This window comes from Mesorhizobium sp. M1E.F.Ca.ET.041.01.1.1, from assembly GCF_003997355.1.
In the GTDB taxonomy this organism is placed as follows: Bacteria; Pseudomonadota; Alphaproteobacteria; order Rhizobiales; family Rhizobiaceae; genus Mesorhizobium.
On the sequence record NZ_RZSL01000127.1, the window covers coordinates 1 to 13,249 of the forward strand.

Consider the following 13,249-nt stretch of genomic DNA (forward strand, 5'->3'; position numbering starts at 1 on the left):
TGCCGTTGAAGGCGTCCATGTTGGCATTGCCGTTCCCGTTGCCGTTGGCGATGCCGAAATTGCCGTTGCCGTTGAAGTTGCCGTTGAAGGCGCCGGTGTTGGCGTTGCCGTTCCCGTTGCCGTTGCCGACCCCGACGTTGCCGTTGCCGTTGCCGTTGCCGCTACCGATCGACAATGCGGATGCCGAACCTGTCAGAGCCGACAGGACAGCCGCGGCCAGAATGATCTTCCTCATGACGTTCTCCTTGGTTTGCGTTGAACATCCCGGCCAGCACAAGATACCGGGACCACGCAAAAAGGATGCGCGCAGAAAGGGCGCAGAAACATCGGGGCTGATCGGCAGGGTCTGTCGGTTTTTCAGCCGATGCGGCTGTCAGGAAAAGTTGAAGGCATCGGGAAAAAACTGACAGGCATAAGGGCATATGCCGGGTGTATATTGCACGGAGGAACAGACTTTCATGCCTTTTCTCGCCGCTCCGTGAACGGCTTGTATCTCACGGCGGCAAAGAGAAGGAAGGGGTGATGCGGGCGGCTATCCAGCCAGGCAAGGACGATGCTACGAAGGCACGGAGCCGGAGATTGGCGCGGCATTTGATTGCCGTACAGGAAGAACAGCGCCTGCGCCTGTCACGTGAGCTGCACGACGATCTGGGCCAGATGCTGGCGAGCGTCGCGCTGGAGCTGCACGGCATCCGCGCGGACTCCGCGGAACTCGATGCCCGCCTCGAGCGCGCTGCCCAACTGGTCGACCAGCTGAGCGCCAGGGTGCACGACGCCGCCTGGAGCCTGCGACCCGCGGATCTCGATCGCCTGGGGCTTCGCGCCTCCATCGAGGACCTGGTCAGCATGCTGTGCGCTCAGCTCGGCATCCCCGGCGATGTGGATCTCGAAGCCCTGTCGAGGCCGCTGGAGCCTGAAGTCGCCCTGACGCTCTATCGCATCGCGCAGGAGGCCCTCACCAACATCGGCAAGCACGCCCGGCCAGGCCGGGTCAGCCTGACGGCCCACATTTGGGACAACAAACTGCGGCTGACCATCGAGGACAATGGCCGTGGGTTCGATAGCACTGTCGCGTCTGGCTCCCGCCATTTGGGGCTTGCGGGGATGAAAGAGCGCCTTGCCCTGATCGGAGGCGAACTGACGGTCGAAACCGCCAAGGGCAGGGGAACCGCCATCTATGCCGATGTGCTTTTGACCGACTGAATCCTCGGACAGACGGCTGGGCGCCGGCGCCTCCTCCCCTTGGCATTGTTCGACGGGAATGCCGGTCTTCGGTGCCGCGGCCGGCTAGCCGGCCCAGCGGCCGGCAGTATCGCCAAACTGGCCTAACTCTTTGTTTTTTCGCAAATCTACGGACGGAACACCGTTACGAACTTTTCCCGGAATTGCCCTAAAGCGCGTCGCGCTGAAACGAATTCAGGCGATGCGCTTCAGGTCTTTGTTTTGATGCATGTCGTTCTCCCAAAACCGCTGCGCACTTTTGGGCGACATGCATTAAGTGAAGCGTTCCACATCCGAAATCGTCGGCCGCGGCTTACAATCCGCGCCATGGGTCAGGCGGGGGATGGCTTGCCCGTTGCGGCCGCGTCGCGGCTTTGCTGAAACAGACGGGCGTCCCGCGCCAGGCGGGGCAGTTGCCTAGACCATCAAGCACAAGGGGGACCGCTCCACGCGACGGCCCTTTGACAGACTGATGGAGGTTAAAGGTGTGCTGCAGGCGCATATTCGTGGTCGACGACCATCCGATCATCCTGTCCGGCGTCGGCGCGATGATCAACAGCCAGGCCGATCTGACGATCGTCGGATTGGCGGCGAATGCCGACGAGGCCCTCGAGGGCATCGGCAAGGCCCTTCCCGACGTCGCCGTGGTCGATATCTCGCTCCCCGGCGTCAATGGGGTCACGCTGATCGAACGGCTCGTCGAACGGTTTCCCGATCTCGGCTGCATTGCGCTGACGGCGCATGAGGACCCCGGCTGCCTGCGCCAGGTGCTGGCCGCAGGCGGGCGCGGTTTCGTGGTCAAACGGTCGACCGCAACGGATCTGCTACAGGCCATCCGCTGCGTGCTGGCCGGCGACAATTACGTCGACCCGGCGCTTGCGGCGCGCATCCTGAGCCCACGCCATGGCACGCAATGCGATCCGGGGAATCTCAGCGAGCGAGAGCGGTCGGTGATCCAGCTCGTTGCGCTTGGCTACAGCAACAAGGAGATATCCTCGCGGCTGAACCTCAGCATAAAGACCATCGAAACCTACCGGACCAGGGCGACCGACAAACTGGAGCTTCACTCCCGCGCTGCCATCGTGCGCTTCGCGCACTCGAATGGCTGGCTGGCCGAACTGCAATAGGGCTGGCTTCCTCAGAGATCGTAAAAGCGGCGGATGATGTCCCAGGCTTCGTCGGCGGTGTCGACGAAATCGATGATGTCCTGATCGCCCGGCGAGATGGTGCCTTGCTCGGCAAGGAAGTCGAGGTCGATCACCCTTTGCCAGAACGCCTTGCCGAACAGGATCACCGGCACGCGCTCCATGCGCCCGGTCTGGATCAGCGTCAGGGCTTCGAAGAACTCGTCCATCGTGCCGAAACCGCCCGGAAACACCGCGACAGCCTTGGCGCGCATGACGAAATGCATCTTGCGGATGGCGAAATAGTGGAAGTTGAAGCAGAGCTCGGGCGTGACATAGGCGTTCGGCGCCTGCTCGTGCGGCAGCACGATATTGAGGCCGATCGACGGCGCGCCGACATCGTCGGCGCCGCGGTTGCCGGCCTCCATGACGCCCGGTCCGCCGCCGGTGGCGACGACAAATTCGCGGTAGTAGGACGTGGCCGAGTGCTGCGAGCAGAGCCGGGCGAACTTGCGCGCTTCCTCGTAATATTTGCTGTTCAGCTCGAGGTTCTTCTTCTGCGTCTCGTTCTTGGCCGCCCAGGCGACGCCGCCCGGCTCCGGCAGCCTCGCGCCGCCGAACAGGATGACGGTCGAGCGGATGCCGCGCTCGGCCAGAATCATCTCCGGCTTCAGCAGCTCGAGCTGCAGACGCACCGGGCGCAATTCGCGCCGCGTCATGAAGTCGGGATCGTTCCAGGCCAGGCGATAGGTCTCGGCCCGCGTCTGCGGCGTATCCGGCACGCTCTTGGCGCGCTCCAGATCCTCGTCCGAATGTGGCAGCGGCGTCCAACCCGCCTTTTCCATGGGTGTCATTGAGTCCACCGTTCCAATTCCCTTACTTGCGCCGTCCCATGACGCAGCCGCGATTGACCCTCATAAAGGCTTCACATAGGGTCCGCGCGATTTCAAAACAGGTTAAGGCTGAGCCCTTAACAGCTTTGTAATGGAGCAATTTCATGTCCATGCCCGATCTGGCGAGCCTCGAAAAGACCATCGAAAAGGCCTTCGAGGAGCGCGATACGATTTCGACCGCGACCCGCGGCGAAACCCGCGACGCCATCCAGTCGGCGCTCGACCTGCTCGACCGCGGCGCGGTCCGCGTCGCCGAACGGCAGGACGACGGCAAGTGGCACGTCAACCAATGGCTGAAGAAGGCGGTGCTGCTCTCCTTCCGGCTGAACCCGATGGAGATCATCAAGGGCGGCCCGGGTCAGGCGGTCTGGTGGGACAAGGTGCCGTCGAAGTTCGACGGCTGGAGCGCCGTCGATTTCGAGAAGGCCGGCTTCCGCGCCGTGCCATCCTCGGTCGTGCGCCGTTCGGCCTATGTGGCGCCGGGCGCGGTGCTGATGCCGTCCTTCGTCAATGTCGGCGCCTATGTCGATACGGGCACGATGGTCGACACCTGGGCCTCGGTCGGCTCCTGCGCCCAGATCGGCAAGAACGTGCATCTTTCCGGCGGCGTCGGCATCGGCGGCGTGCTGGAGCCGATGCAGGCCGGCCCGACCGTCATCGAGGACAATTGCTTCATCGGCGCGCGCTCCGAGGTGGTCGAAGGCTGCATCGTGCGTGAAGGCTCGGTGCTCGGCATGGGCGTGTTCATCGGCCAATCGACCAAGATCGTCGACCGCGCCACCGGTGAGGTCTTCTATGGCGAGGTGCCGGCCAATTCCGTGGTGGTCGCCGGTTCGCTGCCGGGCAAGCCGCTGCCCAATGGCGAGCCCGGCCCCAGCCTCTACTGCGCCGTCATCGTCAAGCGCGTCGACGCCAAGACCCGTTCCAAAACCTCGATCAACGAATTGCTGCGCGATTGATCTTTTCCGGAAACGGACGCACCTTCCGCCGGCGCGACGTTCCGCCGCGCTGGTTCAACACGGAGGGGCGTTATGGACTGGAAGTATCTGCTGACGAGTTTCGACGGCCGCATCAACCGCGCCAAGTTCTGGGCCGGCATCGGCATATTCATCGTCCTCGCTATTGTTGCCTTCATTCTCGACTCGATCCTCGGCACACGGTTCACCACCGAAAGCGGCGGTGAGGTCGGCATCATCGGCATCCTCGTTATGCTGGCCTCGATCTATTTCGCGATTGCGCTCTATGCCAAACGCTGGCACGACCGTAACAAGTCGGGCTGGTGGACATTGATCGGCCTCATACCAATCATCGGCGGCATCTGGCTGCTGATCGAACTCGGCATCCTCGAAGGCACCAGAGGCGCCAATCAATACGGACCGGACCCGCTTGCCTGAAAAAGCAGATTTCATCTGGCTCTTCTTCAAAATCTCGGGCCGCGTCAGCCGCGCGGCCTATTTTCTCGGCGGATTGCTGGTGGCCCTCGCCCAGGCTTTCCCGCTCTACCGCTTCACGCTGGTGCCGGAAGGCTCGCCCGAGAGCAATATGTGGTCGTTCGTCTTCTTCCTGACCTTCCTCGCGTCGCTGTGGTCGAACATCGTGCTGGCGGTGAAGCGGCTGCATGACCTCGACAAACCCGGCATAGCGGCGCTGGTATTGTTCGTTCCCGTCGTGTCGATCGTCGCGTTCCTGGTGCTTTGCCTGTTTCCAGGACAACCGGGGGCCAATCGCTACGGCAGCCGCACCAACGCGCCTTCCGATCGCTAGTCATGCGCTACCGCACCCTTGATCCGGAGCTGATCATCGAGACCGCCGAAAGGCTGGAGGAGCGCATCGGCGAGCGTTTCCCGGAAGCGGGCCTGCGCGGCGTTGCGGGCGAGCTGGTGTCGCTGTCGCGCGACCTGGCGAGGGCCGCCAAGGACCTGGAAGCGCCGATCTGGTGGCTGCGCACCCTGATCGTCGGCGCGTTCGTCGCCGGCGTCCTGGTGTTCCTGTTCGTCGGCACTATCCTGCCGCTCGACCGCATTTCGGGAGCCGACGACGCCGTGCAGTCGGTGCAGGGCATCGAGGCGACGATCAACACGGTCATTCTGGCGGTGCTTGGCTTCCTGGCGCTGATCCGCACCGAGGAGAGGATCAAACGCAAGAAGGTCTTTCGGCGATTGCATGGGCTGCGCTCGCTGATCCATGTCATCGACATGCACCAGTTGACCAAGGACCCGGCGGCGTTGTCGGCGAACTTCAAGCCGACCTCGCACTCGCCCAGCCGCATCAGCAATCCGGCCGACCTCGCGCGCTATCTCGACTATTGCTCGGAGATGCTGTCGATCACCGGCAAGATCGCGGCGCTGTTTGCCCAATCGGTCAACGACGACGTGGTCATCGACGGCGTCAACGACATCGAAAACCTGAGCTCGAACCTGTCGCGCAAGATCTGGCAAAAGATCACGCTGATCGAGGGCCGCCACTGACGGCGTCCGGGCCGAGGCCCGGCGGGCCGCGCTTTTCCGCTTCCGCCTGACGCACCAGCGCCGCGACGCGCTCAATCGTCGGCGCCGGCGTGCCCGTCTGTTTCGCCAGACCGAGCACCGCACCCTGCAATTCGTCGATCTCGGTCGGGCGGCCGCGCTCGAGATCGTCCCACATCGAGGAGCGCGCTTGCGGATCGATCGCCAGCATGCGCCGCGCCAGAAGTCCGAACAGCCAGTCGGGCAGCCTCAGCACTTTCGGCAGCAGCGACGGCGGCGGGCCGGCGATCCGCGCCGGCGCAATGCCGGCGGCCTTCATCGCCGCGAGCGCCTCGTCGATCTGCTTGGCCAGGATGACGCGCCAGCGGCGGTCGGCCAGCTCGCGCGCCAGCGGCAGGCAGGAGAGCGCCACAAGCGCGTTGTTGAGGTTCATCAGGAGCTTGCTCCACAGAACCGCCTTCATGTCGGAATGGGCCTCGACCCCAAGCCCTTCGACGTCGAGCAGGCCAACGAGACCGTCCACACCATCCTCGACCATAACCTTGCCGTCGCTCGCGCGATGGACCCGAAACGGCGTCTCGCCATCGGGCGACTGCACGACGTTGAACGGCACCATGCCGGCAAGCACGCGCCGTGACGGGAGTTCGGCCCGCAACTTGTCCGCATTGCCGACTCCGTTCTGCAGGCTGATCACAATGGCATCGGGGCCGGCATGGGCCGCAACAAGCGCCGCCATCTCCTCGGTCGCGCCGCTCTTCACCGAGACGAGAACGATATCGGCGTTGCGCAGCGCCATCGCGGGATCGTCGGTGACCGCGAGCGCCTCGGGGTCAATGCGGCGATCGCGGCCGTCGAGATCGCTGATCCGAAGCCCATCCTTGCGCATGGCCTCGACGATGCGGCCGCGTCCCAGGAAATTCACCCTTCGCCCGGCGAGCGCCAGGCAGCCGCCGACATAGCAGCCGATGCTGCCGGCGCCGGCAATCGCGATCGTCTTTGCTGCATTGGCCATGCGATCACCCCCTCCTGGCTCGCAACTATACGACATGACAACCATATTGTCGGCGGCATGGCCGACGATCATCTGCCGGCGTGACAGACCTACTGCTTTCGACTATCGCTTTGCCCATGAAATTGCCGACCGACCCCGCCCAGAACCTTGCCGCCCTGATCCGCTGCCCTTCCGTGACGCCCGCCGAGGGCGGCGCGCTGCGGACGCTGGAGGACATGCTGAAGCCGCTCGGCTTCTCGGTCGAGCGGCCGGTCTTCTCGGAAGACGGCACTCCGGACATCGAAAACCTCTATGCGCGCCGCTCGGGCAACGGCCCGCATCTGATGTTTGCCGGCCACACCGACGTCGTGCCGGTCGGCGACGAGGCGGCCTGGACGCATCCGCCCTTTGCCGCCGAGATCGCCAATGGCGAGATGTACGGGCGCGGCGCCGTCGACATGAAGGGCGGCATCGCCTGCTTCATCGCCGCGGTGGCGCGTCATATCGACAAGAATGGCGGGCCGAAAGGCTCTGTGTCGCTGCTGATCACCGGCGACGAGGAGGGCCCGGCCATAAACGGCACGACGAAGCTCCTCGATTGGGCGGCCGCCAAGGGCGAGAAATGGGACGCTTCGATCGTCGGCGAGCCGACCAATCCGGACACGCTCGGCGACATGATCAAGATCGGCCGGCGCGGCTCGCTCTCCGGCAGCGTCATCGTCAATGGCCGCCAGGGCCACGCCGCCTATCCGCAGCTTGCCGACAACCCGGTGCGCGGACTGATGGGCCTGGTCGACGCGCTGCTCCAGCCGGTGTTCGACAAGGGAACCAAGGATTTCCAGCCGACCAATCTGGAAGTGACGTCGATCGATGTCGGCAATCCGGCGACCAACGTCATCCCGGCCAAGGCCACCGCCACGTTCAACATCCGCTTCAACGACGCTTGGGATGCCGAAACGATCCAGGCCGAGATCCACAATCGCCTCGACCAGGCGGCCGGGCGCAAGAAATACCGGCCGGGCAAGAAGACGCCGGTTGACTATGAGCTTGTCTGGCGCGACCGGCCAAGCCATGTCTTCCTCACCCGCGACGAAAAGCTGATCGACACGCTGAGCACGTCGGTTGCGGCCGTGGTCGGCAAGACGCCGGCGCTTTCGACCTCCGGCGGCACGTCGGATGCACGCTTCATCAAGGATTACTGCCCGGTGGTCGAGTTCGGCCTGGTCGGCAAGACCATGCACATGGTCGATGAGCGCGTGGCGCTTGCCGACCTCGAGACGCTGACCCAAATCTACGAACGTTTCATCGAAGACTGGTTCGGACAGGGCCTCGCGTGACCATGCTTTCGGCAGACGAAACCTACGCTTCGCTGGCCGGCGCCTGGCGGCTGATGTTCGGCAAGGCCGACGGGCTGCGCATGCTCGATCTGTCGGCGGACGGTTTCTGGAATTCCTTCTTCGGTATCGTCGTGGCGTTGCCTGCGCTGATCGTCGGCTGGGTCGGCATCGCCAACGAGATCGGCGATCCGAACGCATTCGCCGGCCGCCTCGGCATGCTTCTGAGACTGGCGACGGTTGATATCGGCTCCTGGGTGCTGCCGCTGGTGGCGCTTGCGCTGGTCGCGCCGCGCGCCGGCATCGGCGGCCGCTTCGTCCACTACGTCGTCGCCTCCAACTGGGCCTCCGCGATCATTGCCTGGCTGATGCTGCCTTCGGCATTGCTCAGGCTCTTCCTGCCTTCGACCAACGAGGTCAGCGGACTGGTCTCGCTGCTTCTGTTCGCGCTGTCGATGGTGCTGACCTGGCGCATGACCAACGCGGCGATCGGCAAGGGGGCGGCCGTCGGCACCGCGGTGTTCGTCGGCATGTTCGTGGCCTCGCTGATCGTCCTGTTCGGGCTGCAGGCGCTGCTCGGCATCGACATTCCGAACGGCACGACGGGCTGATCCCTCGAACCAACATTTTTCGATCCGTGTCATTGCTTCAGATTTGAATTCCGCCCTCGTCCTTACCCGTCCGACGTTTGGCGCCGCCCCTCACCTGCCTGCCGGCATCCTCTCCCCGTATCGTGACGGGGAGAGGGGCGCTCTCATCGCCGGTTTCGCCAGTCTCCAGCGTTGCAAGAAAGGGGTGCCGAGGCCGCGGGCAGCCTCCTTGTCCCAGTCACTTTACGGGGAGAAGGTGCCGGTAGGGGGATGAGGGGCGGCGTCGACGCAGACAATTGGCCACCTCCCTCCAGCATAAGCAGGAATGCTCACGCTATTGACCGGCGTCATCGGCCGCGAAACCGATGTTTCACCCAGCCGTGTCCGTCTCCGGATAGTCCACCCCGACGAGAAACAGCCCATCCGGCGGCGCCACCTGGCCGCAGGCGGCGCGATCGCGCGCTTCGAGCGCCGCCTTGAGATCGGCGGCGCTCCAGGAGCCGTCGCCGACACGCCTGAGCGACCCAACCATCGAGCGCACCTGGTTGTGCAGGAAGGAGCGCGCCGAGGTCCGCACCTCGATGAGATCGCCGACGCGGCTGACGTCGAGACGCGCCAGCGCTCGGACCGGGCTCTCGGCCTGGCACTGGGTGGAGCGGAAGGTGGTGAAATCGTGCCGCCCGAGCAGCACCTTCGCCGCCTCGTGCATGGCCGCGGCGTCGAGTCGCTTCGGCACCCACCAGACCTTGCCCTTTTCCAGCGCGGAAGGCGCGCGACGGTTGAGGATGCGGTAGAGATAGTGGCGGCCTGTGGCCGAAAAACGCGCGTCGAAATCGTCTGCGACGACCCCCGCCTTGAGGATGGCGATGCGCGCGCCGGCCGCCTGCAGATGGGCGTTGACGGCATCGCGCACCTTGTCGCCCGCCCAGGCTTTGGCGAGATCGACATGCGCCACCTGGGCGGTGGCGTGCACGCCGGCATCGGTGCGGCCGGCGGCACGTATTCTTACCTCTTCGCCGCAGAACCTTGCGATCGCCTGCTCGATCGCCTGCTGCACCGAAGGCTGGTCCGCCTGATGCTGCCAGCCGGCGAACTGGCTGCCGTCATATTCGATGTCGAGCCGAAAACGCGGCATGCCAGATCTACTTTGGTCCTCGCCTAAGCAGCGAGCGCGGTGAAGGCCGAAGCGTAGACCAGCTTGCCGGTCTCGGGCGCGTCGCCCCAGGCAAGGGCCTGCAGCGCTTCGCCCTGGTACTCGCTCTCGAACTTTTCGGCGCGGGCATGGCTGTAGCCAAAGCGGCCGTAGTAGGCCGGATCGCCGAGCACCACGGCCAGCGTCTCGCCGGCTTCCTTAAGGCGGATATGCGCCTCGCGGATCAGCGCGCCGCCAATGCCGGTGCCATGGAAGGACGGCTCGACCGCCAGCGGCGCCAGCGCCAGCGCCGCGAAGCGCTTGCCGCCGTTCTGCACGAAAAGCCTGGAAAACAGGATATGGCCGACGACCTGGCCGTCCTCTTCCGCAACCAGCTCGACGACGGTGTCGCCGCCGGCGACCAGCGCGTCGACCAGGCCGGCCTCGGCCCGCTGGCCGAAGGCATGCTCTTCGACGAGGCGGATCGCCTCGCGATCCCGCGGCGTCGCCGCGCGTATCGACATCATGCTCATTTGAGTTTCGTTCCTTTTTCGATCTTGGCCCCGCGCAGAAACTCCTGCGCGGCGGCGGGCCTTCCGCCCGCCCGTTGAACTTCGACCAGCCTGACCGCGCCCGACCCGCAGGCGACCGTCAGCCGGTCATCGAGAATTCCTCCCGACTCGCCGACGCCATCGGAAAGCGTCGAGCGAAGCAGTTTCAGCCGCTCCATGCGGCCGCCAATTTCGACCTCGCACCACGCGCCCGGAAAGGGCGAGAGGCCGCGGATGTGATTGTGGACTTCGCCGGCAGGCCGCGTCCAGTCTACGCGTGTCTCCGATTTATCGATTTTTCGGGCGTAGGTCACCCCTTCCGGCGCCTGTTGGGTAAATGTCAGACAATTTATCCCCAACTGAGCGAGCGCTTGCACCATCAGCGAGGCGCCTTGAGCCATCAGGCGGTCATGCAGCTCGCCGGCGGTCATATCGGGTCCGATGGCGCATTTTTCAACCAATGCCACCGGACCGGTGTCCAAACCTTCTTCCATGCGCATCACCATCATGCCGGTCTCGGCATCGCCGGCCATGATGGCGCGCTGGATGGGAGCAGCACCGCGCCAACGCGGCAAAAGTGAGGCGTGACCGTTGAGGCAGCCAAGCCTGGTTGCCTCCAAAACCGGCTTCGGCAGGAGCAGGCCATAGGCGACGACCACGGCGACATCGGCCCGCAAGGCGGCAAAAGCCTGCTGCTCGGCCTCGCCTTTCAGCGACGTCGGCGTCCGCACCTCGAGACCGAGCCGCTCCGCCTCGCGCTGCACCGGCGAGGGCGTCAGTTCCAGCCCGCGCCGGCCGGCGGCGCGCGGCGGCTGCGTGTAGACGGCCGCGATCTCGTGGCCGGCCTCGGCGATGGCGCGTAGCGTCGGCACGGAAAAATCCGGCGTGCCCATGAAGATGACGCGAAGGGGCATTTTTCCCGCAATCCTATTTTCAGGCGTCCGCTTCAAACGGATTTACGAGCTTCAGGTCAAGCCCGGCGAAGTCCCGGACGTTGTGGGTCCCCGGCATTGCTTGCTTCAGAGATGATGTTGGTATCGAGGACGATCAATCGAAGTCCTCGAGCCGACGGCCGAAATCGCGTTTTCGTTCCGCTTCGATCTCGTCCATTATCCCGGCAAACTCATCATCGATCGCATTCTCGGCCGCGAAGGCTGAGCGAACGGCGTCCCAGGCGGAAAGATCCGACTTCGGCTTCCTGTCGTCGACTATGCCCCTGCGCAGAAGATCGATCGCCTTGCCGGACAGGCTCTGGCCAGCGCTTCGCGCCGCCTGCTCGATCTCCCGCATCAAAGGCTCGGGAATGTTTCTGATCAACATGTCGCCCATCAGAGCCTCAAATCTGATATCGTTGATATCATAGTTGAGGGAAGCTGCCCAAGCCGGCAGGGCTGCTAGCCCACCATCTTGCCCGGCGCTTTCTCCCTGGCGAGCTTCTTGAATTTCTTCACCACCATGTCGCGCTTCAGCTTCGAGATGTGGTCGATGAACAGCACGCCGTTGAGATGGTCGATCTCGTGCTGCAGGCAGGTCGCCATCAGGCCTTCGGCCTCAATCTCCTGCAGCTTGCCGTCGCGATCGAGATATTTCACGCGCACGGCGGCGGGGCGCTCGACCTCGGCGTAGTAGTCGGGGATCGACAGGCAGCCTTCCTCATAGACCGAGCGCTGGTCCGAGCTTACGAGGATTTCCGGATTGATGAAGACATGCGGCGCCGGCGGCTCGCCTTCCTTGGCAAGATCGATGACCAGCAAGCGCCGCGGCTCGCCGACCTGGATCGCGGCCAGCCCGATCCCCGGTGCGTCATACATGGTCTCGAGCATGTCGTCGGCGAGCTTGCGTAAATCGCCGTCAACGCGCTCGACCGGTTTGGAAACCTGGCGCAGGATCGGATCGGGAAGGATGATGAGCGGCTTGATCGACATGGCGTCTCACCTAAGACGTCGTAGGAAAAGCGTCAACCGGGACATGTTTCGCCTGTTCACGTTTTGATCTGTGCCGGCGGACCGAATCGGCTATGCTGCCGATATGAACGACATGACATCCATCCTTTCGGAACCGGTCGCGCGGCTCGGCGCCACCACGATCACGCTCGGTGAAGCGCTCGGTTTCGGCGCGGTTGTGCTGCTGGTATTGTTCCTGGCGCTCATCGTCGCCTTGTGGCGCGCGGGCAAGGCGCGCGCGGAGGCGGCGGCCGAAGCGGCCGACCATGCGCGCGACACCGAGGCCCGCATGGCCGACATCCTGCAGGCGCAGGCAGAGATGCAAGGCCGCATGGGCGCGATCGCCGAAGTGTTCGGCGCCAGGCAGGCGGAACTCACCCAGTCGCTCGGCCAGAGGCTCGACGCGATGACTGGCCGCCTTGGCCAGACCATGGCCGAGCAGACCAAGTCGACGCATGAGAGCCTGGCCAAGCTGCAGGAGCGGCTGGCGGTGATCGATACGGCGCAGGGCAACATCCAGTCTTTAGCCGGCCAGGTCGTGCAGTTGCAGGCGATCCTCTCCAATAAGCAGACACGCGGCGCCTTCGGCCAGTCGCGCATGGAGGCGATCATCGCCGACGGCCTGCCGCACGGCGCCTACGAGTTCCAGGCGGGCCTGTCCAACGGCAGCCGGCCCGACTGCCTGGTGCGGATGCCCAACGGCGCGCCGATGCTTGCCATCGACGCCAAGTTTCCGCTGGAAGCCTGGAACGCCATCCGCGCCGCCGAGGGCGCCGACATGCAGAAGGCGGCGGCGCAGGCATTCCGGCGCGACATCGAGGTGCACATCCGCGATATCGCCGAGAAATACCTGATCCAGGGCGAGACGCAGGACACCGCCTTCATGTTCGTGCCGTCGGAATCGGTATTCGCCGAGATCCACGAGAATTTCGAGGCAGTGGTGCAGAAGGCGCATCGCGCCCGCGTCGTCATCGTCTCGCCTTCGCTGCTGATGCTGTCCATCCA

At 64.5% G+C, this 13,249-nt stretch carries 16 protein-coding genes and 1 pseudogene; 9 read left to right on the plus strand and 8 right to left on the minus strand.

The genetic code is table 11. From position 1 onward, the window contains the following. Positions 1 to 235 (minus strand): hypothetical protein (locus EOA38_RS13325; RefSeq protein ID WP_189434646.1); only part of this gene is annotated, 235 nt, incomplete at its 3' end. 344 nt (positions 236 to 579) lie between these two features. Here EOA38_RS13325 and EOA38_RS13330 point away from each other — a divergent pair. Beyond that, positions 580 to 1,203: a sensor histidine kinase gene (locus EOA38_RS13330; RefSeq protein WP_189434649.1), complete on the plus strand. Its 624-nt coding sequence runs from the start codon at positions 580 to 582 to the stop codon at positions 1,201 to 1,203. 503 nt (positions 1,204 to 1,706) lie between these two features. Continuing rightward, entirely contained in the window at positions 1,707 to 2,348 is a 642-nt protein-coding gene (locus EOA38_RS13335) for a response regulator transcription factor (RefSeq protein WP_245464836.1), read from the plus strand. Between the two features lie 11 nt (positions 2,349 to 2,359). Here EOA38_RS13335 and EOA38_RS13340 read toward each other — a convergent pair whose 3' ends face one another. Then, positions 2,360 to 3,199, minus strand: coding sequence for an LOG family protein (locus EOA38_RS13340; RefSeq protein ID WP_126090924.1), 840 nt, complete (start codon positions 3,197 to 3,199; stop codon positions 2,360 to 2,362). A gap of 143 nt (positions 3,200 to 3,342) precedes the next feature. On the opposite strand from EOA38_RS13340, the gene dapD reads away from it, so the two are divergent. The 4 genes and pseudogenes from dapD to EOA38_RS13360 form a co-directional block, all read left to right on the plus strand. Beyond that, positions 3,343 to 4,197, plus strand: a complete 855-nt coding sequence (dapD, locus tag EOA38_RS13345) for a 2,3,4,5-tetrahydropyridine-2,6-dicarboxylate N-succinyltransferase (RefSeq protein WP_127299410.1) — start codon at positions 3,343 to 3,345, stop codon at positions 4,195 to 4,197. Positions 4,198 to 4,269: 72 nt separating this feature from the next. Further along, the gene (locus tag EOA38_RS13350; protein WP_127299411.1) at positions 4,270 to 4,632 is read left to right on the plus strand and encodes a DUF805 domain-containing protein; all 363 of its coding nucleotides are present in this window, start codon (positions 4,270 to 4,272) and stop codon (positions 4,630 to 4,632) included. After that, positions 4,625 to 5,002 (plus strand): DUF805 domain-containing protein, encoded by a 378-nt coding sequence (locus tag EOA38_RS13355; RefSeq protein WP_189434651.1) that lies wholly within the window; start codon positions 4,625 to 4,627, stop codon positions 5,000 to 5,002. The genes EOA38_RS13350 and EOA38_RS13355 overlap by 8 nt, the downstream gene beginning before the upstream one ends. Positions 5,003 to 5,004: 2 nt before the next feature. After that, a pseudogene (locus tag EOA38_RS13360) lies at positions 5,005 to 5,703 on the plus strand (hypothetical protein); the annotation flags it as partial. Here EOA38_RS13360 and EOA38_RS13365 read toward each other — a convergent pair. Then, entirely contained in the window at positions 5,681 to 6,715 is a 1,035-nt protein-coding gene (locus EOA38_RS13365) for a 2-dehydropantoate 2-reductase (protein WP_127299414.1), read from the minus strand. The pseudogene EOA38_RS13360 and the gene EOA38_RS13365 sit on opposite strands and share 23 nt — an antisense overlap. Before the next feature lie 116 nt (positions 6,716 to 6,831). On the opposite strand from EOA38_RS13365, the gene dapE reads away from it, so the two are divergent. After that, complete coding sequence (dapE, locus tag EOA38_RS13370) at positions 6,832 to 8,031, plus strand: succinyl-diaminopimelate desuccinylase (RefSeq protein ID WP_127299415.1); 1,200 nt, start codon at positions 6,832 to 6,834, stop codon at positions 8,029 to 8,031. A gap of 2 nt (positions 8,032 to 8,033) precedes the next feature. After that, on the plus strand, positions 8,034 to 8,639 hold the full coding sequence (locus EOA38_RS13375) for a transporter (protein WP_127299421.1): 606 nt from the start codon (positions 8,034 to 8,036) through the stop codon (positions 8,637 to 8,639). 349 nt (positions 8,640 to 8,988) lie between these two features. Here the strand turns inward: EOA38_RS13375 and truA are convergent, their stop codons facing one another. The 5 genes from truA to def all read right to left on the minus strand — a co-directional run bounded on the left by truA (position 8,989) and on the right by def (position 12,226). Then, on the minus strand, positions 8,989 to 9,753 hold the full coding sequence (truA, locus tag EOA38_RS13385) for a tRNA pseudouridine(38-40) synthase TruA (protein ID WP_127299416.1): 765 nt from the start codon (positions 9,751 to 9,753) through the stop codon (positions 8,989 to 8,991). Between the two features lie 23 nt (positions 9,754 to 9,776). Beyond that, positions 9,777 to 10,283 carry an N-acetyltransferase gene (locus tag EOA38_RS13390; protein ID WP_127299417.1) on the minus strand — a complete coding sequence of 169 codons (507 nt, stop codon included), beginning with the start codon at positions 10,281 to 10,283 and terminating at the stop codon, positions 9,777 to 9,779. After that, complete coding sequence (fmt, locus tag EOA38_RS13395; protein ID WP_127299418.1) at positions 10,280 to 11,215, minus strand: methionyl-tRNA formyltransferase; 936 nt, start codon at positions 11,213 to 11,215, stop codon at positions 10,280 to 10,282. The genes EOA38_RS13390 and fmt overlap by 4 nt, the downstream gene beginning before the upstream one ends. Positions 11,216 to 11,348: 133 nt before the next feature. Continuing rightward, complete coding sequence (locus EOA38_RS13400) at positions 11,349 to 11,630, minus strand: plasmid stabilization protein (RefSeq protein WP_127299419.1); 282 nt, start codon at positions 11,628 to 11,630, stop codon at positions 11,349 to 11,351. Positions 11,631 to 11,695: 65 nt separating this feature from the next. After that, entirely contained in the window at positions 11,696 to 12,226 is a 531-nt protein-coding gene (gene def / locus EOA38_RS13405; RefSeq protein WP_126090935.1) for a peptide deformylase, read from the minus strand. A gap of 103 nt (positions 12,227 to 12,329) precedes the next feature. On the opposite strand from def, the gene rmuC reads away from it, so the two are divergent. After that, the coding region (gene rmuC / locus EOA38_RS13410) for a DNA recombination protein RmuC (protein WP_127299420.1) at positions 12,330 to 13,249 on the plus strand (920 nt) is incomplete at its 3' end.

Coding starts and splice junctions, on each gene's coding strand:
- fmt (WP_127299418.1), bottom strand. CDS start 11,215: ATGCCCCTTCGCGTCATCTTCATGGGCACGCCGGATTTTTCCGTGCCG.
- dapE (WP_127299415.1), top strand. CDS start 6,832: ATGAAATTGCCGACCGACCCCGCCCAGAACCTTGCCGCCCTGATCCGC.
- dapD (WP_127299410.1), top strand. CDS start 3,343: ATGTCCATGCCCGATCTGGCGAGCCTCGAAAAGACCATCGAAAAGGCC.
- EOA38_RS13365 (WP_127299414.1), bottom strand. CDS start 6,715: ATGGCCAATGCAGCAAAGACGATCGCGATTGCCGGCGCCGGCAGCATC.
- EOA38_RS13390 (WP_127299417.1), bottom strand. CDS start 10,283: ATGAGCATGATGTCGATACGCGCGGCGACGCCGCGGGATCGCGAGGCG.
- truA (WP_127299416.1), bottom strand. CDS start 9,753: ATGCCGCGTTTTCGGCTCGACATCGAATATGACGGCAGCCAGTTCGCC.
- EOA38_RS13340 (WP_126090924.1), bottom strand. CDS start 3,199: ATGACACCCATGGAAAAGGCGGGTTGGACGCCGCTGCCACATTCGGAC.
- EOA38_RS13375 (WP_127299421.1), top strand. CDS start 8,034: ATGCTTTCGGCAGACGAAACCTACGCTTCGCTGGCCGGCGCCTGGCGG.
- EOA38_RS13400 (WP_127299419.1), bottom strand. CDS start 11,630: ATGGGCGACATGTTGATCAGAAACATTCCCGAGCCTTTGATGCGGGAG.
- def (WP_126090935.1), bottom strand. CDS start 12,226: ATGTCGATCAAGCCGCTCATCATCCTTCCCGATCCGATCCTGCGCCAG.
- EOA38_RS13350 (WP_127299411.1), top strand. CDS start 4,270: ATGGACTGGAAGTATCTGCTGACGAGTTTCGACGGCCGCATCAACCGC.